Source organism: Arthrobacter sp. MOO21, from assembly GCF_057369995.2.
The window spans coordinates 2939616-2961225 of the sequence record NZ_CM170671.2 but is presented as its reverse complement, the minus strand read 5'-3'; the positions used below and the strand labels follow the sequence as shown (position 1 = coordinate 2961225).

Annotated in this window: 31 protein-coding genes and 1 pseudogene; 4 read left to right on the top strand and 28 right to left on the bottom strand. The window is 63.3% G+C overall.

Annotated features, from left to right (window positions below; translation table 11 throughout):
• Positions 1 to 127 precede the first annotated feature (127 nt).
• The 3 genes from rpmJ to AC2JAJ_RS13785 all read right to left on the bottom strand — a co-directional run bounded on the left by rpmJ (position 128) and on the right by AC2JAJ_RS13785 (position 1643).
• Entirely contained in the window at positions 128 to 241 is a 114-nt protein-coding gene (gene rpmJ, locus AC2JAJ_RS13795; RefSeq protein WP_009358722.1) for a 50S ribosomal protein L36, read from the bottom strand.
• Positions 242 to 311: 70 nt separating this feature from the next.
• Positions 312 to 533, bottom strand: a complete 222-nt coding sequence (gene infA / locus AC2JAJ_RS13790) for a translation initiation factor IF-1 (RefSeq protein ID WP_009358723.1) — start codon at positions 531 to 533, stop codon at positions 312 to 314.
• 168 nt (positions 534 to 701) lie between these two features.
• Positions 702 to 1643, bottom strand: a complete 942-nt coding sequence (locus AC2JAJ_RS13785; RefSeq protein ID WP_486415466.1) for a P1 family peptidase — start codon at positions 1641 to 1643, stop codon at positions 702 to 704.
• A gap of 217 nt (positions 1644 to 1860) precedes the next feature.
• On the opposite strand from AC2JAJ_RS13785, the gene AC2JAJ_RS13780 reads away from it, so the two are divergent.
• The 3 genes from AC2JAJ_RS13780 to AC2JAJ_RS13770 are packed head-to-tail and all read left to right on the top strand — an operon-like array spanning position 1861 to position 5162.
• Positions 1861 to 2838 carry a carbohydrate ABC transporter permease gene (locus AC2JAJ_RS13780; RefSeq protein WP_486415467.1) on the top strand — a complete coding sequence of 326 codons (978 nt, stop codon included), beginning with the start codon at positions 1861 to 1863 and terminating at the stop codon, positions 2836 to 2838.
• Complete coding sequence (locus tag AC2JAJ_RS13775) at positions 2835 to 3755, top strand: carbohydrate ABC transporter permease (RefSeq protein ID WP_486415468.1); 921 nt, start codon at positions 2835 to 2837, stop codon at positions 3753 to 3755. The genes AC2JAJ_RS13780 and AC2JAJ_RS13775 overlap by 4 nt, the downstream gene beginning before the upstream one ends.
• A gap of 57 nt (positions 3756 to 3812) precedes the next feature.
• Complete coding sequence (locus tag AC2JAJ_RS13770) at positions 3813 to 5162, top strand: ABC transporter substrate-binding protein (protein WP_486415469.1); 1350 nt, start codon at positions 3813 to 3815, stop codon at positions 5160 to 5162.
• Positions 5163 to 5249: 87 nt separating this feature from the next.
• Here the strand turns inward: AC2JAJ_RS13770 and map are convergent, their stop codons facing one another.
• The 23 genes and pseudogenes from map to rpsJ all read right to left on the bottom strand — a co-directional run bounded on the left by map (position 5250) and on the right by rpsJ (position 18221).
• Entirely contained in the window at positions 5250 to 6077 is an 828-nt protein-coding gene (gene map / locus AC2JAJ_RS13765) for a type I methionyl aminopeptidase (RefSeq protein WP_221386474.1), read from the bottom strand.
• A 74-nt stretch (positions 6078 to 6151) separates the two neighbouring features.
• Entirely contained in the window at positions 6152 to 6721 is a 570-nt protein-coding gene (locus AC2JAJ_RS13760) for an adenylate kinase (protein ID WP_221386473.1), read from the bottom strand.
• A 5-nt stretch (positions 6722 to 6726) separates the two neighbouring features.
• Positions 6727 to 8037, bottom strand: coding sequence for a preprotein translocase subunit SecY (gene secY, locus AC2JAJ_RS13755; protein ID WP_486415470.1), 1311 nt, complete (start codon positions 8035 to 8037; stop codon positions 6727 to 6729).
• 211 nt (positions 8038 to 8248) lie between these two features.
• Positions 8249 to 8734, bottom strand: a complete 486-nt coding sequence (gene rplO, locus AC2JAJ_RS13750; protein WP_013601817.1) for a 50S ribosomal protein L15 — start codon at positions 8732 to 8734, stop codon at positions 8249 to 8251.
• Complete coding sequence (rpmD, locus tag AC2JAJ_RS13745; RefSeq protein ID WP_009358731.1) at positions 8735 to 8941, bottom strand: 50S ribosomal protein L30; 207 nt, start codon at positions 8939 to 8941, stop codon at positions 8735 to 8737.
• 2 nt (positions 8942 to 8943) lie between these two features.
• Positions 8944 to 9661, bottom strand: a pseudogene (gene rpsE, locus AC2JAJ_RS13740) (30S ribosomal protein S5).
• Positions 9658 to 10041, bottom strand: coding sequence for a 50S ribosomal protein L18 (gene rplR, locus AC2JAJ_RS13735; RefSeq protein ID WP_018760446.1), 384 nt, complete (start codon positions 10039 to 10041; stop codon positions 9658 to 9660). Before rplR ends, rpsE begins: the two are co-directional and overlap by 4 nt.
• Before the next feature lie 2 nt (positions 10042 to 10043).
• Complete coding sequence (rplF, locus tag AC2JAJ_RS13730) at positions 10044 to 10580, bottom strand: 50S ribosomal protein L6 (protein ID WP_221386471.1); 537 nt, start codon at positions 10578 to 10580, stop codon at positions 10044 to 10046.
• Positions 10581 to 10598: 18 nt separating this feature from the next.
• Positions 10599 to 10997, bottom strand: a complete 399-nt coding sequence (gene rpsH, locus AC2JAJ_RS13725) for a 30S ribosomal protein S8 (RefSeq protein WP_018760448.1) — start codon at positions 10995 to 10997, stop codon at positions 10599 to 10601.
• 80 nt (positions 10998 to 11077) lie between these two features.
• Positions 11078 to 11659, bottom strand: a complete 582-nt coding sequence (gene rplE, locus AC2JAJ_RS13720) for a 50S ribosomal protein L5 (protein ID WP_486415471.1) — start codon at positions 11657 to 11659, stop codon at positions 11078 to 11080.
• A complete protein-coding gene (gene rplX, locus AC2JAJ_RS13715) occupies positions 11659 to 12021 on the bottom strand; it encodes a 50S ribosomal protein L24 (protein WP_058266512.1) in 363 nt (120 codons plus the stop codon). The genes rplE and rplX overlap by 1 nt, the downstream gene beginning before the upstream one ends.
• A 3-nt stretch (positions 12022 to 12024) precedes the next feature.
• Positions 12025 to 12393: a 50S ribosomal protein L14 gene (gene rplN / locus AC2JAJ_RS13710; protein ID WP_003803789.1), complete on the bottom strand. Its 369-nt coding sequence runs from the start codon at positions 12391 to 12393 to the stop codon at positions 12025 to 12027.
• A gap of 475 nt (positions 12394 to 12868) precedes the next feature.
• Positions 12869 to 13174: a 30S ribosomal protein S17 gene (gene rpsQ / locus AC2JAJ_RS13705; protein WP_221386470.1), complete on the bottom strand. Its 306-nt coding sequence runs from the start codon at positions 13172 to 13174 to the stop codon at positions 12869 to 12871.
• On the bottom strand, positions 13171 to 13500 hold the full coding sequence (rpmC, locus tag AC2JAJ_RS13700) for a 50S ribosomal protein L29 (RefSeq protein ID WP_018769136.1): 330 nt from the start codon (positions 13498 to 13500) through the stop codon (positions 13171 to 13173). The genes rpsQ and rpmC overlap by 4 nt, the downstream gene beginning before the upstream one ends.
• A gap of 2 nt (positions 13501 to 13502) precedes the next feature.
• Positions 13503 to 13919 (bottom strand): 50S ribosomal protein L16, encoded by a 417-nt coding sequence (rplP, locus tag AC2JAJ_RS13695; protein ID WP_043454603.1) that lies wholly within the window; start codon positions 13917 to 13919, stop codon positions 13503 to 13505.
• Positions 13920 to 14750 carry a 30S ribosomal protein S3 gene (gene rpsC, locus AC2JAJ_RS13690; RefSeq protein ID WP_221386469.1) on the bottom strand — a complete coding sequence of 277 codons (831 nt, stop codon included), beginning with the start codon at positions 14748 to 14750 and terminating at the stop codon, positions 13920 to 13922.
• Positions 14751 to 15116: a 50S ribosomal protein L22 gene (rplV, locus tag AC2JAJ_RS13685; protein WP_009358304.1), complete on the bottom strand. Its 366-nt coding sequence runs from the start codon at positions 15114 to 15116 to the stop codon at positions 14751 to 14753. It lies immediately after the preceding gene.
• A gap of 38 nt (positions 15117 to 15154) precedes the next feature.
• Positions 15155 to 15436, bottom strand: coding sequence for a 30S ribosomal protein S19 (gene rpsS / locus AC2JAJ_RS13680; protein ID WP_003803803.1), 282 nt, complete (start codon positions 15434 to 15436; stop codon positions 15155 to 15157).
• A gap of 12 nt (positions 15437 to 15448) precedes the next feature.
• Entirely contained in the window at positions 15449 to 16288 is an 840-nt protein-coding gene (gene rplB / locus AC2JAJ_RS13675) for a 50S ribosomal protein L2 (protein ID WP_221386468.1), read from the bottom strand.
• Between the two features lie 29 nt (positions 16289 to 16317).
• Positions 16318 to 16623 (bottom strand): 50S ribosomal protein L23, encoded by a 306-nt coding sequence (rplW, locus tag AC2JAJ_RS13670; protein WP_009358306.1) that lies wholly within the window; start codon positions 16621 to 16623, stop codon positions 16318 to 16320.
• A complete protein-coding gene (gene rplD / locus AC2JAJ_RS13665; RefSeq protein WP_221386466.1) occupies positions 16620 to 17240 on the bottom strand; it encodes a 50S ribosomal protein L4 in 621 nt (206 codons plus the stop codon). Before rplD ends, rplW begins: the two co-directional genes overlap by 4 nt.
• Positions 17241 to 17244: 4 nt before the next feature.
• Positions 17245 to 17895 carry a 50S ribosomal protein L3 gene (gene rplC / locus AC2JAJ_RS13660; RefSeq protein WP_013601833.1) on the bottom strand — a complete coding sequence of 217 codons (651 nt, stop codon included), beginning with the start codon at positions 17893 to 17895 and terminating at the stop codon, positions 17245 to 17247.
• A 17-nt stretch (positions 17896 to 17912) separates the two neighbouring features.
• Complete coding sequence (gene rpsJ / locus AC2JAJ_RS13655; protein WP_003803825.1) at positions 17913 to 18221, bottom strand: 30S ribosomal protein S10; 309 nt, start codon at positions 18219 to 18221, stop codon at positions 17913 to 17915.
• Positions 18222 to 18617: 396 nt separating this feature from the next.
• On the opposite strand from rpsJ, the gene AC2JAJ_RS13650 reads away from it, so the two are divergent.
• Complete coding sequence (locus tag AC2JAJ_RS13650) at positions 18618 to 20075, top strand: GH1 family beta-glucosidase (RefSeq protein WP_221386939.1); 1458 nt, start codon at positions 18618 to 18620, stop codon at positions 20073 to 20075.
• 34 nt (positions 20076 to 20109) lie between these two features.
• Here AC2JAJ_RS13650 and AC2JAJ_RS13645 read toward each other — a convergent pair whose 3' ends face one another.
• On the bottom strand, positions 20110 to 21360 hold the full coding sequence (locus tag AC2JAJ_RS13645) for an Nramp family divalent metal transporter (protein WP_486415472.1): 1251 nt from the start codon (positions 21358 to 21360) through the stop codon (positions 20110 to 20112).
• Positions 21361 to 21468: 108 nt separating this feature from the next.
• Positions 21469 to 21594 carry a hypothetical protein gene (locus AC2JAJ_RS13640; RefSeq protein ID WP_260323617.1) on the bottom strand — a complete coding sequence of 42 codons (126 nt, stop codon included), beginning with the start codon at positions 21592 to 21594 and terminating at the stop codon, positions 21469 to 21471.
• Positions 21595 to 21610: the final 16 nt, after the last annotated feature.

Below are 21610 nucleotides of genomic sequence, written 5' to 3'. Positions count from 1 at the left end.
CGGCCCCAGCCTCCGACCGGGGGTTAGCTGTCCGGACTCTTTGATGCTCAATGTTCCAGATCAGCTTGTGCTGCCTTTATTTACTTGCGTGGGTTAGCAACCCAGGGTTTTCCTTCAGGGAAGGAAATTAGCCCTGGCGCTGCTTGTGGCGCGGGTTCTCGCAGATCACCATGACCCGGCCGTTACGGCGGATCACTTTGCACTTTTCGCAGATCTGCTTGACGCTCGGCTTGACCTTCATGGCATTCCTTTGCGTGTAACAGTTGGTCAGCTGGAGCAGCGGCCAGCTTGCGCTGCAGCCGCCCAGCAATTTACTTGTAGCGGTAGACGATACGACCACGGGTGAGGTCGTACGGGCTCAGCTCCACCACTACGCGGTCCTCGGGGAGGATCCTGATGTAGTGCTGACGCATCTTTCCAGAGATGTGTGCCAGAACGATGTGCTTGTTGGTGAGCTCAACGCGAAACATCGCATTAGGCAGCGCCTCGGTCACAACGCCTTCGATCTCAATGACCCCGTCCTTCTTGGCCATACCCTCCGCTAACTGTTGTTGCCGCAGCCCCGCCGGATTGCACCGGGCATGGCCACGAACGTTTTTGTTGGATCGATTGTCGTCTCCAAGCCCAAAGAGGGCGCGGCAGTCCAGACAACCAACAAACAACACTACGCCATTTGGCGGCGAAAGTTAAATCCAGCCATGCTAGCGCATCTGCCCGCCATACGCACCATAGGTGCCGACCGGAGTGGCAACGGCGTCGGCGCTGGCCACCCCGTCAAGGACGGCCAGGCGTACGACGTCGGCTGCCGCACTTTGCAGTGTCACCAGGCTGATTTGCCGGGCAACGTCGTCCGAGCGGTCCAGTGCCACGGCCCCGGTTGCAAGGCAAAAGACAGTGTCCCCATCGGCGAGCGTATGGCTCGGATTCAGCGCGCGGGCAATCCCCGCATGGGACGCCGAAGCGGTCCGCTTGCACTCAGCCACGTCCAGCACAGCGTCCGTGGCGACGACGACCAGGGTTGTGTTCAATCCCCGTCCGGGCTCGACTACCGACTCCTCCACCACCGAGTGTTCCGTCACCGGAAGCCCCAGCGCGTTGACCACTGCGAGCGCTCCAACCACCGCGCCGTTCTCCAAAGTGATCGACGCCGTGCCGACGCCTCCTTTGTACGTCCTGCCAATGAGCGCCCCGGTTCCGGCGCCCACGTTGCCGCGGCCGACGTCGTGCCCTTCCTTTTCTGCTGCTGCTGCGGCCGCCGCAGCGTAGCCCATGTCCGGCGTCGGACGTGCTGAAAAGTCCCCGCCCCGGCCCAGGTCGAAGATTGCGGCGGCCGGGACGATCGGAACCACTCCCCCGGGCACGGCAAAGCCGCGGCCGTTCTGCTCGCACCAGCGCTGGGCACCGCCGGCCGATGCAAGCCCGTAGGCACTGCCGCCGGTGAGGACGACTGCGTCCACGGTACTGACCAGCGTGGTGGGATCGAGGGCGTCTGTCTCGTGCGTGGCGGGACCGCCCCCTTGGACGTCAACCGAGCCCACCGTGCCCGGCGGCGGCAGGACCACGGTCACTCCCGTCAGCCAGCCGTCGTCGCCCTTTTGCACATGGCCCACCCGGATACCCGGGACATCGGTGATCGCTCCCATTCCCCTATTCTCCCCTTTCCCCGCGAGCCCCTGCCGCAGGCGCGAACTTTATGCAAGACTGCATGCAACACAGCGTTAACGGGCGACGAAGCCTTGGATAACAGTCCTTTGACAAGGGCATATGCGGGTTTCAGCCCACTGACGGTCTGGTGTAGTAGTGCCTAGATCCGACCCTCCGGCCAGCCACGAGCAGGCTCCCTACCCGGGAGAGACACGCATGACCCGTCAACTCGCCCAGCCCCCGTCCACCAGAACCAACAGGTCCGCCAGATCCAAGAGGCCCCCGGGAGGGACGGCCGCCGTCCCCAAGCGGCGGTGGACGGCGCGCAGCCGCCGGGACTTCTTCGTTTTCCTGGCCATGGCACTGCCCAACCTGGTGCTGATTGCCGTCTTCACCTACCGGCCCCTCTTCAGCAACATGTACTACTCAACGCTGGACTGGACCCTCGGGTCCCCTACAGCCACAGTGGTGGGCCTGGCCAACTATGTGACCTTCTTCAGCAGCAATGACGCCCCGAAGGTCCTGGGCACCACGGCGGTATTCACCCTGGTGACCGTGGGCGGGTCGATGCTGCTGGGTTTGCTGATCGCGCTGGCACTGAATGCGAAGGTCCGGGGAACCACCTTTGCCCGCTCCGCCGTCTTCGCCCCCTACGTGCTTTCCGGGGTGGGCGTGGGCCTGGTCTGGCTGTTCATCTTCGACCCCGGGTACGGTGTCCTGGCCTGGCTGCTGCGGGGCCTCGGGCAGCAGAGCCCGCAGTGGATCAACGACCCCCAGCTTTCGCTGGTCATGGTGATCATCGTCTACGTCTGGAAAAACCTCGGCTACTGCGCCGTGGTGTACCTGGCCGGGCTGCAGTCCCTGCCGCAGGACGTCATGGAAGCGGCGGCCCTGGACGGGGCCAACGGGTTCCGGCGGTTCCTCAGCATCTCCCTGCCACTGCTGTCCCCCACCACCTTCTTCCTCCTGATCACCACGATGCTCAGCTCGCTGCAGGCATTCGACCTCATCCGCATCATGACGCCGCTGGGCACCGGCACCAGCACCCTGATCTACGAGGCCTACCTCCAGGCGTTCGGCGCCTACAACAGGGCAGGCTACTCGGCCGCGATCTCGGTGGTGCTGTTTGCCATCCTCCTGGTGATCACCGTGCTGCAACTGCGGTTCGTGGAACGAAAGGTGCACTACTCATGACCTCCCTGTCCCCGGTCAGCCCGGACCCAACGGCGCCCGCAGTCACGCCACCGGAACCGGGCCCGCACCGCGACCGCCCGTTCTCGCGCCGCAACCTCGTCCAGACGGTCGTGGGCGGTTACGTGCCCCTGGCCATTGCCACCCTGGTGGTGTTCCTGCCCCTGCTGTGGATGGTGCTCAGTTCCTTCAAGCAGGCCGGCGAAATCGTCACCACGGACCTGAAGATCCTGCCGGAGAGCCTCAACCTGGAGAACTACAGGACCGCCATGACAACCGTGCCGTTCGGGCAGTTCTTCCTGAACAGCACCATCGTCACCCTGGTGGGGGCCACCATCAAGGTCCTGCTCGCGATCCTCACCGCCTACGCCCTGGTCTTCGTCCGCTTCCCGTTCCGGAACTTCATCTTCCTGCTGATCCTGGTGGCCCTCATGGTGCCGCCGCAGGTATCCATCCTGCCGAACTTCATCCTGATTGCCGGGATCGGTGGAAAGAACACCTTGTGGGGCATCATCCTTCCCGGCCTGGGCACCGCCTTCGGCACCTTCCTGCTGCGCCAGCACTTCCGGACACTGCCCGCTTCAATCCTGGAGTCGGCCGAGATGGACGGTGCAGGCCACTGGCGCCGGCTGTGGCAGATCGTGGTCCCCGTATCGGTCCCCTCCATCGCCACCGTGGCCCTGGTGACCATCGTGACCGAATGGAATGACTACATCTGGCCGCTCATCATCACCGACCGGCCCGAGACCATGACCCTGCCTGTGGGCCTGACCCTCCTCCAGAACAGCGAGAGCAACGCCGCCGGGTGGGGCGTCCTCATGGCCGGCGCAGTGCTGGTCATCGTCCCGATCCTGATCATTTTCGCCGCCCTGCAGCGCTACATCGTGGCAGGCCTCACCCAGGGCAGCGTGACCGGCTAAGCCGCCGGCCGCCGTCGTACTTCACCATTCCAAGGCAACAACCGAAAGGAAACCCTCATGGCATTTCATCTGGACCGGCGGCACTTCCTGGGCCTCGCGGGGGCCACCGCCTCCGCAGCAGCCCTCGCCGCCTGCGGCGGCCCCTCAACCACCGGCGGCGGCCAATCCACGTCACAGGCAACGGACATCGACTTCAGCGGCGTAAAGCCGGCCGCTAAGATCGACTTCTGGTCCAGCCACCCCGGCCAGTCACAGGAGGTGGAGAAGAGCCTGATCGAGAAGTTCCAGGCCAAGAACCCGGGCATCACCGTCAACCTGGTCACCGCCGGGGCCAACTACGAGGAGATCGCCCAGAAGTTCCAGACGGCGCAGGCGGCCAAGTCCGGCCTCCCCGGCGTTGTTGTCCTCTCCGATGTGTGGTGGTTCCGCTACTACACCAACGGCAGCATCATTCCCGTCGACGGCCTGACAAAGCAGCTGGACACGAAGATGGACGACTTCCAGCAGTCACTGGTCAACGACTACAAGTACGACGGCAAGCAGTGGGCGCTGCCCTATGGCCGGTCCACGCCGCTGTTCTACTACAACAAGGACCACTTCGCCGCGGCAGGGCTGCCGGACCGCGCTCCCAAGACCTGGGACGAATTCGCTGAGTGGGCGCCCAAGCTCAAGGCGGCCTCCGGCGCACAGTACGCCTACATCTACCCCGCGCTTGCCGGATACGCGGGCTGGACGCTGCAGAACATGCTGTGGGGGTGGGGCGGCGGCTGGTCCAAGGAATGGGACATCACCTGCGACTCCGCTGAATCCGTCGCGGCACTGCAGTGGGCGCAGGACTCGATCTACAAGGACAAGTGGGCCGGCGTATCGTCCAAGGAAGCGGCGGACGATTTCTCCGCCGGGCTGACCTCCACCACCATCTCGTCCACCGGCTCGCTGCTGGGGATCCTGAAGTCCGCCAAGTTCAATGTCGGAGTCGGGTTCCTGCCGGGCGGCCCGAAGGCCGACACCAACGTCTGCCCCACCGGCGGCGCAGGGCTCGGCATTCCCAGCGGCATCACCAAGGAGGAGCAGATGGCCGCCGGGATGTTCCTGGACTTCGTCACGCAGCCCGAGAGTACCGCAGAGTTCTCTGCCGCCACCGGCTACATGCCCACCCGCAAGTCGGCGGACATGACGGCGGTGCTGGCCAAAACGCCGCAGATCAAGACGGCCATGGACCAGCTGGCGGTGACCAAAGTCCAGGACAACGCCCGTGTGTTCCTGCCCGGGGCCGACCAGGAGATGGCGAAGGCTGCCGCGAAGATCCTCACCCAGCAGGGCGACGTGAAGTCCACCATGACGGACCTGAAGAACACGCTGCAGGGGATCTACGACCGCGATGTGAAGCCCAAGCTGAAGGCCTAGGCCCCTTCCCCAACTGAGTAGCGCCAAGTGTCGTTTTGAACCGTCAAAACGACACCTGGCGCTACCTGCTTCACGGGGAGCGGGACCCTACGGAATCGGCACGGGGGTGACGCCGAGCGGCTCCAGGTGCTCCGCGCCGCCGTCGGGCGCTGACAGCACCCAGATGCCCTTCTCGTGGACCGCCACGGAGTGCTCCCACTGGCAGGAGCGCTTGCCGTCGGTGGTCACCACGGTCCAGTCGTCCTCGAGGACGGCAGTGTCGATGCCGCCGCGGACCAGCATCGGCTCGATGGCAAGGCAGAGGCCGGGCTTAATCCTGGGGCCGCGGTGGTTGGTGCGGTAGTTGAGCACGTCCGGTGCCATGTGCATTTCGGAGCCGATGCCATGGCCCACGTAGTCCTCCAGGATGCCCAGGGGCTTGCCCGGCACAGAAGAGACATAGTCGTCGATGGCGGCGCCGATATCACCCACATGCGTGCCCTTGGCCAGGGCGGCGATGCCCCGCCACATGGCTGCGTGCGTGACGTCCGAGAGTCTCTGGTCCTCGGGGTCGGCAGTGCCCACGATGACGGTGCGCGCTGAGTCGGAGTGCCAGCCGTTGACGATTGCGCCGCCGTCGATGGAAATGATGTCGCCGTCCTGCAGCACGCGGCTGCCGGGGATGCCGTGGACCACTTCATCATTGACCGAAGTGCAGATGGTGGCCGGGAAGCCGTGGTAGCCGAGGAAGTTGGACTTGGCCCCCGCCTCGTTCAGGACGGCGGCGAAGACGTCATCCAGGTGCTTGGTGGTGACCCCCGGCACCGCGGCTGCCACGGCGGCGTCCAGCGCGCGGCTGAGGACCAGCCCGGCCTCGTGCATGGTGCGCATCTGGGCATTGTTCTTGTATTCGATCCGGGGCTGGCCGAAGGCCATGGTGTTTGTCCTTTCACATGGCTGAGGCTCCTCCCGGTTGCCGGGAGGAGCCTCGCTCGATGGGGGCGCCTGGGTCAGGCTGCCTGTGCCGCCTTGATGGCCTGCATCACGCGGTTGGTCACCTCGTCGATGGGACCAATCCCGTCGACCTGGGTGAGGATGCCGCGCTCGGCGTACTTTGCCACGACGGCTTCGGTCTGCTCGTGGTAGAGGTCCAGGCGGTGGCGGATGACGGCTTCGTTGTCGTCGCTCCGGCCCGTCTCCTTCGCACGGCCCAAAAGCCGGTGCACCAGTTCCTCGTCGTCAGCGGTCAGCTGCAGGACGACGTCGAGCTTCTCGTCGCCGTTGGCGAGGATCTCGTCGAGGTAGTCCACCTGCGCGGTGGTGCGCGGGTAGCCGTCCAGCAGGAAGCCGTTGTCGACGTCGGGCTCGTTCAGGCGGTCGCGGACCATCTTGTTGGTCACGCTGTCCGGAACGAAGTCACCGTTGTCCATGTACTTCTTGGCCTCAATGCCGAGCGGGGTTTCGCCCTTCACGTTGGCCCGGAAGATGTCGCCGGTGGAGATGGCCACAACGCCGAGGCGTTCTGAGATCCGCTCCGCCTGCGTTCCTTTTCCGGAACCGGGAGGTCCAATAATCAGCATTCTCGTCATCGCAAAAGCCCTTCGTAGTGACGTTGTTGTAGCTGCGCATCAATTTGTTTGACGGTTTCCAGGCCAACGCCCACCATGATCAGGATCGAGGTGCCACCGAACGGGAAGTTCTGGTTCGCGTTGATCAGCACGAGCGCCACCAGCGGAATCAGCGCCACGAAGCCCAGGTACAGGGCACCGGGAAGAGTGATCCGGGAAAGCACGTACTGCAGGTAGTCCGCGGTCGGCCGGCCGGCGCGGATACCCGGTATGAAGCCGCCATACTTCTTCATGTTGTCGGAGACCTCTTCAGGGTTGAAGGTAATCGCGACGTAGAAGTAGGTGAAAAACACGATCAGGACGAAGTAAACGGCCATGTAGATCGGGTGGTCGCCGCGGGTCAGGTTGTTGTTGATCCATTCAACCCAGGGCTGGAGCTGCTCGCCGTTCTTCGGCTGGTTGAACTGCGCAATCAGGCCGGGAATATAGAGCATTGAGGAAGCGAAGATCACCGGAATGACGCCGGCCATGTTCACCTTGATGGGAATGTAGGTGCTGGTGCCGCCCACGGTCCGCCTGCCGATCATGCGCTTGGCGTACTGGACGGGGATGCGGCGCTGCGACTGTTCAACGAAGACCACCAGCGCCACGGTCAGCAGGCCCACCACCAGGACGAGGAAGAACGTGCCGGGACCCTGCGAGGTCCAGATCGCGCCAAGCGACGTGGGGAACTGCGCCGCGATGGACGTGAAGATGAGCAGCGACATGCCGTTGCCCACGCCCCTCTCGGTGACGAGCTCGCCCATCCACATGATCAGGCCGGTGCCGGCCGTGAGCGTGATGATGATCAGGATCGTGGTGATGACGCTGGAGTCGGGGATCACCGGCAGCTGGCAGCCGGGAAGCAGCTGGCCGGAGCGGGCCAGGGACACCAGGGTGGTTGCATTTAGCAGGCCCAGCGCGATGGTGAGGTAGCGCGTGTACTGGGTCAGCTTGGACTGCCCCGACGCGCCCTCCTCGTACAGCTGCTGGAACCGGGGAATGACCACCCGCAGGAGCTGGACGATGATGCTGGCCGTGATGTAGGGCATGATGCCCAGGGCGAAGATGGACACCTGGAGCAAGGCCCCGCCGCTGAACAGGTTGACGAGCTGGTAGAGCCCGCCGGCAGTCTGACCGTTCTGCAAGCATTGCTGGACATTCTGGTAGTCCACACCAGGCGAGGGAATGAAAGCGCCCAAGCGGAAGATGGTGATGATTCCCAGCGTGAACAACAACTTGCGTCGCAGATCAGGCGTGCGAAAGGCCCGGCCAAATGCGCTAAGCAAGCGTCCTCCTGTGGTGTCAATAAAGAGTGGGGTGAGGGAATTCGATAGATCCCGACAACCGAGTCTAACGGTTGTATGCGCCATGCGAACAATCCGCAGGCTCGATCGTGCGCCCGGTGGCGGGAAATATACGACCGGCGGAAGTGAAAAACTCCCGGTATCCGGGGCCGAAGCCTGCGGATACCGGGAGTTTTTACAGCTGGCGCCGTCCTTAGAGGGCGGTGGTGCTTCCGCCTGCTGCAGCAATCTTTTCCGCGGCGCTGGCCGAGAATGCGTGGGCGGTGACGTCAACCTTGACGGTGATGTCGCCGGTGCCCAGCACCTTGACGGGCTGGTTCTTGCGAACGGCACCCTTTTCGACCAGGTTCTCCACGGTGACAGCGCCACCTTCCGGGAACAGCTCGTTGAGCTTGTCCAGGTTTACCACCTGGAATTCGACCCGGAACGGGTTCTTGAAGCCGCGAAGCTTCGGCAGGCGCATGTGCAGCGGCAGCTGGCCGCCGGCAAAGCCAGCCTTCACCTGGTAGCGGGCTGCCGTACCCTTGGTACCGCGACCGGCGGTCTTACCCTTGGATGCCTCACCACGACCAACACGGGTCTTGGCGGTCTTGGCACCCGGGGCGGGACGCAGGTGGTGAACCTTCAGGGCGTTCTGCTTCTCAGCAGCCTGTGCCTTATCAGCAGTGTTCTCTGCCATTTACTTCGCCTCCTCTACCTTTACCAGGTGCGGAACCGTGTTGAGCATTCCGACGGTCACGGCGTCGGCGGTGCGGACAACGGTGTGTCCGATCCGCTTCAGGCCGAGGGACCGCAGGGTGTCGCGCTGGTTCTGCTTGCCGCCAATGGCGGACTTGATCTGAGTGATCTCCAACTGAGCGTCGGAGGGGACCAGGTTCTTAGCCATGACTAGACACCTGCCTTCGGGGCGAGGAGGGCCTTCACCAGTGCCTGGGGAGCAACCTCGTCCAGCGGCAGGCCGCGGCGTGCTGCCACGGATGCCCGGCTCTTCGAGGCGCTTGAGGGCGTCAACAGTCGCGTGAACGATGTTGATGGCGTTGGAGGAACCGAGCGACTTGGAGAGGATGTCGTGGATGCCCACGCACTCCAGTACTGCACGGACCGGACCACCGGCGATAACACCGGTACCGGCGGAAGCCGGACGCAGCATGACGACGCCGGCGGCGGCTTCACCCTGTACGCGGTGCGGGATGGTGTTGCCAACGCGAGGAACGCGGAAGAAGGACTTCTTGGCCTCTTCAACGCCCTTGGCGATAGCAGCGGGAACTTCCTTGGCCTTGCCGTAGCCGACGCCGACCATGCCGTTACCGTCACCAACGACGACCAGTGCGGTGAAGCTGAAGCGACGACCACCCTTGACGACCTTGGAAACGCGGTTGATGGTGACAACGCGCTCTACGAACTGGTTCTTTTCGGCTTCACGGCCACCGTCGCGGCCGCCACGGCCACCGCGGTCGCCGCGGCCCTGGCCGCGGTCGCCACGCTCGCCGCGACGGGCGCCACCACGGCGGTCCTCGGCAGCGGGGGCAGTGGTCTCAGCAGCTGCGGCCTCGGGAGCCTTCTGATCTGCAGACACAGTGTCCTTTTCCTTGTTTGCTTCGGTCACAGTGACAGCCCACCTTCGCGTGCACCGTCGGCGACGGCTGCGATGCGGCCGTGGTACTTGTTACCACCACGGTCGAAAACGACAGCCTCTACGCCGGCAGCCTTGGCACGTTCGGCGACGAGCTCGCCAACGCGCTTGGCCTTGGCAGTCTTGTCACCGTCGAATGCACGGAGGTCAGCTTCCAGAGTGGACGCGCTTGCTACGGTCTGCCCAATGCTGTCGTCGACAACCTGGACAAATACGTGGCGTGCGGAGCGGTTGACCACCAGGCGGGGGCGGGCAGCCGTACCGGCAATGCGCTTGCGGATACGAAGCTGGCGGCGGCTGCGGGCAGCAGCCTTGCTCTTGTTCGTACGCTTCTTGTTAATGGCGATGGCCATGGTTACTTACCAGCCTTTCCGACCTTGCGGCGGATAACCTCGCCGGCGTAACGGATGCCCTTGCCCTTGTACGGGTCAGGCTTCCGCAGCTTGCGAATGTTGGCAGCAACTTCGCCGACCTGCTGCTTGTTGATGCCTGAGACAGAGAGCTTGGTCGGTCCCTCTACTGCAAAGGTGATGCCGGCCGGAGCCGCAACGCTGACCGGGTGGCTGTAGCCGAGAGCGAACTCAAGGTCAGAACCCTTGGCCTGAACGCGGTAACCGGTACCAACGATTTCAAGCTTCTTCTCGTAGCCTGCGGTGACGCCCTGGATCATGTTGGCGATCAGGGTGCGGGTCAGGCCGTGGAGCGAACGGGAGGCGCGCTCGTCGTTCGGGCGGCTGACGGTCAGGGTGTTTTCCTCAAGGGCAACCTCGATCGGGCTGGCCACAGTGTGGCTCAGCTCGCCCTTGGAACCCTTGACGCTGACGACAGAGCCGTCAACCTTGACCTCAACGCCGGCAGGAACGGTGATGGGGAGACGTCCAATACGTGACATTATTCTCTTCCTTTCCCGTTACCAGACGTACGCGAGGACTTCGCCGCCCACGCCCTTCTTGCCGGCCTGCTTGTCAGTCAGGAGGCCGGAAGAGGTGGACAGGATTGCGATACCCAGACCACCGAGCACGTGCGGCAGGTTGGTGGACTTCGCGTAAACGCGGAGACCCGGCTTGGAGATACGGCGAACACCGGCGATGGAACGCTCGCGGTTCGGACCGAACTTCAGCTCGAGGGTCAGCTTCTTGCCAACCTCAGCGTCCTCTTCCTTCCAGCCGGCGATGAAACCTTCGGCCTTGAGGATGTCGGCAACGCGTGCCTTGAGCTTGCTGTAAGGCATAGTCACGGAGTCGTGGTATGCCGAGTTTGCGTTACGCAGGCGCGTAAGCATGTCTGCGACAGGATCTGTCATTGTCATGGTGGGCTCTTGCCCTTCCTCGTAACGGTTTCCGCCGTTCGCCCACGCGGAGCGGAGCGGCCGGACCTTTTACGTAGTAATTAAGCTTCGGTCTTGAACGGGAAACCCAGCGCCTTGAGCAGCGCGCGGCCTTCGTCGTCAGTCTTGGCGGTGGTCACAACCGTGATGTCCATACCGCGGACGCGGTCGATCTTGTCCTGGTCGATTTCGTGGAACATAACCTGCTCGGTCAGACCGAAGGTGTAGTTGCCATTGCCATCGAACTGCTTGCCGCTCAGGCCGCGGAAGTCGCGGATACGGGGCAGTGCCAGGGTGACCAAGCGGTCGACGAATTCCCACATGCGGTCGCCACGCAGGGTTGCGTGTGCACCGATGGGCATGCCTTCGCGCAGCTTGAACTGTGCGATCGACTTGCGGGCCTTGGTAACCTGCGGCTTCTGGCCGGTGATCTGGGTGAGATCGCGGACAGCGCCGTCGATCAGCTTGGAGTCCTTGGCGGCATCTCCAACACCCATGTTCACAACAACCTTCACCAGGCGGGGTACCTGGTTCACGTTCTCGTACTTGAATTCATCCTGCAGCGCAGCCTTGATGGACTCGGCGTACTTGGTCTTCAGACGAGGAACGATCTTCGTTACCGGAGTCTCGAGAGTCTCAGTCATTAGATGTCCTTCCCGGTGCTCTTGGACACGCGGATACGGACGGTCTTCTTGACGCCGTCCTTCTCTACGGTGTCGAGGCGGAAGCCCACACGGGTCGGCTTCTTGGTCGACGGGTCAACCAGGGCCACGTTGGAAACGTGGATCGGGGCCTCTACGACCTCGATGCCGCCGGTCTTGGTGCCGCGCTGCGACTGCCCAACCCGGGTGTGCTTGGTGACGCGGTTGATGCCTTCAACCAGCACGCGGTTGGTGTCGGTGAATACGCGCAGAACCTTGCCCTGCTTGCCGCGGTCGCCGCCGCGCTCAGCCTTGGCGCCAGTGATGACCTGAACCAGGTCACCCTTCTTGATCTTTGCAGCCATGGACTAGAGCACCTCCGGAGCCAGAGAAACGATCTTCATGAACTTCTTGTCACGCAGTTCACGACCAACCGGTCCGAAGATACGGGTACCACGGGGGTCACCGTCGTTCTTCAGGATCACAGCTGCGTTCTCGTCAAACTTGATGTAGGAACCATCCGCACGGCGGCGTTCCTTCTTGGTACGGACGATGACAGCCTTGACCACATCGCCCTTCTTTACGTTGCCGCCCGGGATTGCATCCTTGACGGTGGCGACAATGACGTCACCGATGCCTGCGTAGCGACGGCCGGATCCACCGAGAACGCGAATGGTAAGGATTTCCTTAGCACCCGTGTTGTCGGCGACCTTCAGTCGCGACTCCTGCTGAATCACTATTTACTCCTTGCGTCGCGCCGGTTCTCAGGCCGTGGTCATGCTACGGAATGAGCCTTGCGGAACGGTTGATCGGGGTGTCTCTTGACCTGCCTGGATTTTGCCAGACCAGGCCTAAACGCCCGTGCCAGAAGCAGTTGCCTCCATCCGGTCCGGGAAGGATCCCGGGCGCAAGGAAGCACTATGCTGTGGCACGCTTGTTTACGAGGTTAATGACGGCGCACAGAAGGCGCCATACAAACTCAATATCCTAGCACGTTTCCCATCGATCCCCATATCACCCCTCCTGCCCGGGCTGCAAGACGGACGACGGCGTCTCGCAGGGCAGCCTTTCGGCCCACCCATGGTGCCACTCCCCCGCGAGGCCACGTCCCGCCGTCGTCCGCCCACGTGAAAAGGTGCCGGCGTGACGCTTGCTTAAACGAGGAAGCCCCCGCTCCCGTAAGGGAGCAGGGGCTCAGCTAAGCAGCAGGTGCTACTTGGCCTTCTCGAGGATTTCCACGAGCCGCCAGTTCTTGGTGGCGGACAGCGGACGGGTCTCGGCAATGACAACGAGGTCGCCGATGCCGGCGGTGTTCTCTTCGTCGTGCGCCTTGACCTTGGAGGTGCGGCGGATGACCTTGCCGTACAGTGCGTGCTTCACGCGGTCTTCAACCTCGACGACGATGGTCTTTTCCATCTTGTCGGAGACCACGTAGCCGCGACGGGTCTTGCGGTAACCGCGCTGCCCAGCCTTGGCTTCGGTAGCAGATTCGGTCACGTTCTGGTCCTTTTCACTCACTTGGCGTCCTCCTCGGTCTCAGCCTTTTCAGCCTTGTCGGCCTTCTTGGTTGAAGCCTTCTTGGACTTCTTCTCTTCCTTGGCTTCCACAACCGGTGCGGCAACCTCGGCACGAATGCCCAGCTCGCGTTCGCGGAGAACGGTGTAGATGCGTGCGATGTCCTTCTTTACCGCGCGCAGGCGACCGTGGTTCTCCAGCTGTCCGGTGGCGGACTGGAAACGCAGGTTGAACAGCTCTTCCTTGGCCTTGCGGAGTTCTTCAACGAGACGCTCGTTGTCGAAACCGTCCAGCTGTGCGGGAGCCAGATCCTTGGATCCTACTGCCATTTCTATTCACCACCCTCGCGACGCACAATGCGTGCCTTCAACGGCAGCTTGTGGATTGCCAGGCGCAGGGCCTCGCGAGCTACCTCTTCATTGACACCGGAGAGTTCGAAGAGAACCCGTCCCGGCTTGACGTTGGCGACCCACCATTCCGGTGAACCCTTACCGGAACCCATGCGGGTTTCGGCAGGCTTCTTGGTCAGGGGACGGTCCGGGTAGATGTTGATCCAGACCTTGCCGCCACGCTTGATGTGGCGGGTCATCGCGATACGAGCGGACTCGATCTGACGGTTGGTGACGTATGCCGGGCTCAGGGCCTGGATGCCGTACTCACCGAAGGAGACCTGGGTGCCGCCCGTAGCAGCGCCGGAACGACCCGGGTGGTGCTGCTTACGGTGCTTGACTCGACGTGGGATAAGCATTTAAGCCTGTCCTCCTTCTGCAGCAGCAGGTGCTGCTTCAACTGCCGGTGCTTCGGCAGCAGGAGCTGCCTCGGCGGCCGGGCGGTCGTTGCGACGGCGGCGGTCACCACGGTCAGCGCCACCCGGGCGGCCCGGACGGTCACCACGGTTACCGCGGGACGGTGCGGAAGCAGCCTGTGCGGCCAGTTCCTTGGCGGTGACGTCACCCTTGTAGATCCAGACCTTCACGCCGATGCGGCCGAAGGTAGTCTTGGCTTCGTAGAAGCCGTAGTCGATGTTCGCGCGGAGGGTGTGCAGGGGCACACGGCCTTCACGGTAGAACTCCGAGCGGGACATTTCAGCGCCACCCAGGCGGCCCGAGCAGGCGATACGGATGCCCTTGGCACCTGCACGCTGTGCGGACTGCATGGCCTTCTTCATCGCACGGCGGAATGCCACGCGGGAAGTCAGCTGCTCTGCAACGCCCTGGGCCACAAGCTGGGCTTCCATCTCGGGGTTCTTGACCTCGAGGATGTTCAGCTGGACCTGCTTGCCGGTGAGCTTTTCGAGCTCGCCGCGGATGCGGTCTGCTTCTGCTCCACGGCGGCCGATGACGATGCCGGGACGGGCCGTGTGGATGTCCACGCGGACGCGGTCACGGGTGCGCTCGATCTCAACCTTGGCGATACCGGCGCGCTCCATGCCCGTGGACATGAGCTGGCGGATGCGGATGTCTTCGCGGACGAAGTCCTTGTACCGCTGGCCGGCCTTGGTGCTGTCAGCGAACCAGTGCGATACGTGATCGGTGGTGATGCCGAGTCGGAACCCGTGCGGGTTTACTTTCTGTCCCACTTAGCGAGCCTCCTCTTTCTCCGGGGTAGCGACTACCACGGTGATGTGGCTGGTGCGCTTCTTGATCTGAAATGCACGACCCTGGGCACGCGGCTGGAACCGCTTCATGGTCGGGCCTTCATCAACAAACGCTTCGCTGATGATGAGGTCACCTTCGTCAAACGCCACGCCGTCGCGGTCCGCGAGGACCCGGGCGTTGGAGATTGCCGACTGAACTACCTTGAATACCGGCTCCGAAGCTGCCTGGGGGGCAAACTTCAGAATTGCCAGAGCCTCATTCGCTTGCAAGCCACGAACAAGGTTGACGACGCGCCGGGCCTTCATAGGCGTTACGCGGATGTGGCGCGCAATTGCCTTGGCTTCCATTGCTTTCCTTCTCTCGTCTTTGACGTAAACGCAGGCGCCTAGCGGCGCTTGCCCTTACGGTCGTCCTTGACATGGCCGCGGAATGTCCGCGTGGGAGCGAATTCGCCGAGCTTGTGCCCGACCATCGACTCAGTGACAAACACCGGGATGTGCTTGCGTCCGTCGTGTACGGCGATCGTGTGTCCGAGCATGTCGGGGATGATCATCGAACGGCGGGACCAGGTCTTGATGACGTTCTTGGTGCCCTTTTCGTTTTCCCTGGCTACCTTCACAAAGAGGTGCTGGTCAACGAAAGGACCTTTTTTCAGGCTGCGTGGCATGTGTCCAGGCTCCTATCGCTTGTTCTTGCCAGTACGACGGCGACGAACAATAAGCTTGTCGCTCTCTTTGTTGGGGCGGCGGGTGCGGCCTTCACGCTTACCGTTCGGGTTGACGGGGTTACGACCACCGGAGGTCTTACCCTCACCACCACCGTGCGGGTGGTCAACCGGGTTCATGGCGACACCACGGACGGTCGGGCGGACGCCCTTCCACCGCATACGGCCGGCCTTGCCCCAGTTGATGTTCGACTGCTCGGCGTTGCCGACCTCGCCGATGGTTGCGCGGCAGCGCACGTCAACGTTGCGGATTTCGCCGGAGGGCAGACGCAGCTGGGCGAAGCGGCCTTCCTTGGCAACAAGCTGGATGGATGCGCCGGCGGAGCGGCCCATCTTGGCGCCGCCGCCCGGACGCAGTTCAACTGCGTGGACAACGGTACCCACCGGGATGTTGAGCAGGGGCAGGTTGTTACCGGGCTTGATGTCAGCACCGGCACCTGCCTCCACAACGTCACCCTGGGAGAGCTTGTTGGGGGCGATGATGTAACGCTTGGTGCCATCAACGTAGTGCAGGAGGGCGATGCGAGCCGTGCGGTTCGGATCGTACTCGATTTCGGCAACGCGGGCGTTGACGCCGTCCTTGTCGTGGCGACGGAAGTCGATCAGACGGTACTGGCGCTTGTGGCCACCACCCTTGTGACGGGTGGTGATCTTACCGGTGTTGTTACGGCCGCCCTTCTTGGGCAGGGGACGTACCAACGACTTTTCCGGCGTCGACCGCGTGATTTCGATAAAGTCCGCTACGCTCGAGCCACGACGGCCCGGGGTAGTCGGCTTGTATTTACGGATTCCCATAATTTATTTCCTCGTTAAAGTGGTCTCCGCTACGAGAGCGGACCGCCGAAGATGTCGATGGTGCCTTCTTTGAGGGTGACAATCGCACGCTTGGTGTTCTTGCGGGTACCCCATCCGAATTTGGTGCGCTTGCGCTTACCGGCACGGTTGATGGTGTTGATCGATTCGACCTTGACGGAGAAAATCTTCTCCACGGCCAGCTTGATCTCGGTCTTGTTCGAACGGGGGTCCACCAGGAAGGTGTACTTGCCCTCGTCGATCAGGCCGTAGCTCTTTTCCGACACGACGGGTGCAAGCACGACGTCGCGGGGATCCTTGATGGTGGCTGCACTCACTTGGCATCCTCCTCGTTCTTAGCTGCCTTAGCGGCAACGAATGCGTCGTAAGCAGCCTTGGTGAAGACAACGTCATCAGAGACGAGAACGTCGTAGGTGTTCAGCTGGTCTGCGTACAGAACGTGAACGCCGGCGAGGTTGCGCACGGACAGTGCAGCCACGTCGTTGTCGCGCTCGATGACGACCAGCAGGTTCTTGCGCTCGGAAACACCCTTGAGCGTTGCCAGAGCGGTCTTGGCGGACGGCTTGTCGCCTGCCACCAGCTCGGAGACAACGTGGATGCGGCCGTTGCGGGCCCGGTCAGACAGTGCGCCGCGCAGAGCAGCAGCAATCATCTTCTTGGGGGTGCGCTGGCTGTAGTCACGCGGGGTGGGACCGTGGACAATGCCACCGCCGGTCATGTGCGGAGCACGGATGGAACCCTGACGGGCGCGACCGGTGCCCTTCTGCTTGAACGGCTTGCGTCCTGCACCGGAAACTTCAGCGCGGGTCTTGGTCTTGTGGGTACCCTGGCGAGCAGCAGCGAGCTGGGCAACGACAACCTGGTGCAGCAGCGGCACGTTGGTCTGGACGTCGAAGATCTCTGCAGGCAGGTCAACCTGGACAGTGTTAGCCATTGGACTAGGCTCCCTTCACGGCGGTGCGTACGAGGACGACCTGGCCGCGGGCGCCGGGGACGGCACCCTTGATAAGGAGCAGCGACTTCTCGACGTCAACCGCGTGGACCGTGAGGTTCAGCGTGGTGTGACGAACGGCGCCCATGCGGCCGGCCATTTTCATGCCCTTGAAGACGCGGCTCGGGGTGGATGCGCCACCGATTGAACCGGGCTTACGGTGGTTCTTGTGGGCACCGTGGGAAGCGCCAACGCCGTGGAAGCCGTGACGCTTCATAACACCGGCGAAGCCCTTACCCTTGGTGGTGCCGATGACGTCGATCTTCTGGCCGGCTTCGAAGACCTCTACGGAGAGCTCCTGGCCCAGCTCGTACTCAGCAGCGTCTGCGGTACGGAGTTCGACGACGTGACGGCGAGGCGTGACGCCTGCCTTTTCAAAGTGACCAGCCAGCGGCTTGGTGACCTTGCGGGGATCGATCTGGCCGTAGCCGATCTGAACGGCGACGTAGCCATCGGCCTCAGCGTTGCGCAGCTGGGTGATGACGTTCGAGTCTGCCTGGACCACAGTGACGGGGATGAGCTTGTTGTTCTCGTCCCAGACCTGGGTCATGCCGAGCTTCGTGCCCAGCAGGCCCTTTACGTTACGGGTTGCGGTCATAGTTTCTCAGCACCTCCCTACAGCTTGATTTCGATGTTCACGTCGGCCGGCAGGTCGAGACGCATGAGCGAGTCAACAGCCTTCGGCGTGGGATCGATGATGTCGATAAGACGCTTGTGCGTGCGCATTTCAAAGTGCTCGCGGCTGTCCTTGTACTTGTGCGGAGAGCGGATGACGCAGTACACGTTCTTCTCCGTGGGCAGCGGCACGGGGCCCACTACCGTTGCGCCTGCGCGCGTGACCGTCTCAACGATCTTCCGTGCTGAAACGTCAATGACCTCGTGGTCGTATGACTTCAGCCGGATGCGGATTTTTTGTCCCGCCATGTCGCCTGACTCTCTTTCAGTCTGTGCTTCCCCTGGTTAGGGCTGCCCTGTTCACTTACTCGTTGTATGGCTGCCGAAGCATTTGAGGTCGTAACCACCATCCGCCGCACAAACTGAATCCGGATAAATCCGGGTTCCTCACCTTGCCGGCGCAACCGACCCCCGCGGTCGGGCGTGTCGCGCTCAACACGCATACAAATCCGCAATTCCATTGGGGTGGGTTATGTTTGGTCTTCAACTTGGACCCTGCATCCGGCATTATCCGGATCGGGACGCGAAGAAGCGCTTGAACAACTCATCTAGTATGCCGGAAATCCGCGGCAGATGCGAATCGGTGCTGGCAGGGGCCGCGGGGCGGCCATTGCCGTGGCCGCGAACGCGCTGGATGATAGGGGCATGACCCTGGAAGGCACCGAATCCGTGACGGAACTGGCCGGGCGCGTGCCGGCGTCGTTCACCCTGGGCGTCGCGGCAGCGGCGTTCCAGATAGAAGGCGCAGTCACAGACGGCGGCCGGGGGCCGTCCGGCTGGGATGCTTTTGCCGAGAAGCCAGGTGCGATTATTGGCGGGCACTCCCCCGCCGTAGCGTGCGACCACTACAACCGGCTGCCGGAGGACGTGGCCCTGCTCAAGGAGCTGGGCGTGGACTCGTACCGGTTCTCGCTGTCCTGGCCGCGCATCCAGCCTGACGGCCAGGGCAGCCTCAACAGCGAGGGCCTTGATTTCTACGACCGCCTGATCGACCAGCTGCTCGAGGCCGGCATCTCCCCCATGGCCACCCTTTACCACTGGGACACGCCGCTGCCGCTGGAGCACCGGGGCGGCTGGCTGCACCGGGACACCGCCGAACGGTTCGGCGAGTATGCCCGGGCGGCAGGTGAGCGGTTTGGTGACCGGGTGGCGCAGTGGGTGACCCTGAATGAGCCGGTCTCCGTCACCCTGAACGGCTACGCCCTGGGCGTGCATGCCCCCGGCCGGAAACTGATGTTCGACGCCCTTCCCTCGATCCACCACCAACTCCTTGCCCACGGACTCGGGGTGCAGGCACTGCGCGCCGCCGGAGTGGCAGGCGGCATCGGTGTGACCAACCTGCATGCGCCCGTCCGCCCCGCCAGCCGCAAACCCGGCGACAGGCTGGTGGCACACCTCTACGACCTGCTGATGAACAGGATCTATGCCGACCCGGTCCTGCTGGGACGCTACCCGTCGCTGCCGCTGTATGCACGGCCGTGGCTCCGCTCCATGGGCCGGATTTCAGATGCGGACCTTCGAACTATCCACCAGCCGTTGGACTTCTACGGGCTGAACTACTACTTCCCGGTCAAGGTGGCACTGGGCCCGGGCATAACCCCGATTCCGGCAAACACCCACCAGGAATTGGCCCGGCTGCCCTTCCATGAGGTGGGGTACCCGGACCACGGCAGCACGGGGTTCGGCTGGCCGGTAGCGCCGGAGTACCTCGGGACGCTCCTTGCCGAGATGCGCGACCGCTACGGCGACGCCCTTCCGCCGGTGTACATCACCGAAGGCGGGGCCAGCTTCCCCGAGCCGGACCGCGTCTCCGGAACGCTGGAGGACGACGACCGCGTGGGTTACCTGGCATCGCACCTTCGTGCCGCGCTGGATTCCACCGCGCCTGGCGGCGCTGCAGAAGGCGTGGACCTGCGGGGCTACTACGTGTGGACCCTGATGGACAACTTCGAATGGGCCGCCGGCTATTCGCAGCGCTTTGGCCTGGTGCACGTCGACTTCGAGACCCTGGAACGGACACCGAAGCGGTCCTTCTACTGGTACCAGGCGCTCTCCCGGGCCAGGGGCGCCGGGGCCGCCTCCGGGAGCGCCGCGGCCGGATAGGGCGCTGCGGCCGGATAGCGCGGGGGCCGCCTGGTCAGGATTGCCCGAGCACGGTGAGGAAGATCAGGACGCAGTTCAGGCCGACGATCAGCGTGGCGCTGGTCCATCCCGCGATGCGCAGGGGCCGGGAGTCCGTGTGGATTCCCATGATTTTGCGGTCGCCCGTCAGCCGGATCAGTGGCACCAGGGCGAACGGGATACCGAAGCTGAGGAGGACCTGGCTCAGGACCAGGGCGAGGGTTGGTTCAATGCCCGCTCCCAGCACCAGCAGCGCCGGAATCAGGGTGACGAGCCGGCGGGTCAGCAAGGGGACGCGCAGTTTCAGCAGTCCGCCCATGATGGTGGCACCGGCGTAGCATCCCACGGACGTGGAGGCCAGCCCGGATGCCAGCAGGCCTATGGCAAACACGACGCCGATGACGGGGCCCAGTGCCGACGTGACGGCTGCGTGCGCCCCGGCGATGGTGTCGGTGCCTTCGACGCCGCGGAGGCTGGAGGCGGCGAGCAGCAGCATGGCGATATTCACGACGCCGGCGAGCAGCAGGGCGCCGGCGACGTCAAAGCGGGTGGCACGGATCAGCCGCGTCCTGACTGCCGGGTCCTCCGAGAAGCCGTGGCGGTCCCGGGCCAGGGCTGAGTGCAGGTAGATCGCGTGGGGCATGACCGTGGCACCCAGCATGCTGGCAGCCAGCAGGACGGTGTCCGTTCCCTCGAACCGGGGCACGAGGCCGGCCAGGGCACTGCTTCCATCGGGCGGACTGACAAACAGGCCACTGACGAACCCGACGGCGATCACGCCGAGCAGGGTCAAAATGGCCAGTTCGAACGACTTCTGGCTGCGATGGGACTGCAGGGTAAGCAGCAGCATCGATGCCACGCCAATGATGACGCCACCCGTCAGCAGGGGGAGGCCAAAGAGCAGGTTGAGGGCAACGGCTCCGCCGATGACCTCAGCCATGTCCGTTGCGCCGGCAACGATCTCTGCCTGCGCCCAATAGGCACGGCGGCCGCGGGTGCCCAGCCGTTTGCCCAGGATCTCCGGCAGGCTCATCCCGGTGGCGAGCCCCAGCTTCGCGGACTGGTATTGCACCAGTACGGCCATGGCATTTGCCGCGACCAGGACCCAGACGAGCAGGTAACCGAAGCTGGCCCCTGCCGTGAGGTTGGCGGCAACGTTGCCTGGATCGACGTAGGCGATGGCCGCGACAAAGGCGGGTCCGAGCAGCAGGAGCCGGGACCAGACCCTGGATGAGGCGGGGCGCGCCTGCATTGTTGAAACAGCCATCAGTGGTCCTCGTCGTCGGGGGCGGTGATATGACGAGGATACCGTTAATTTAGGCGCACCGAAAACTCTGTTGCAGGCTTACCGGCAGATGTGTGTCCAGGGAGTGGGCTACATGTTTTTGTTGGCCCTGTTAATCCGCTTGGCACGGTCAATTTCGTGGCGGAAATACCTCTTGGTCCAGAACACGCCTGCCACTACGGCAACCGCGATAATCAGGAAAATCAGCCATCCCATGATGAGCTCCTCTCAG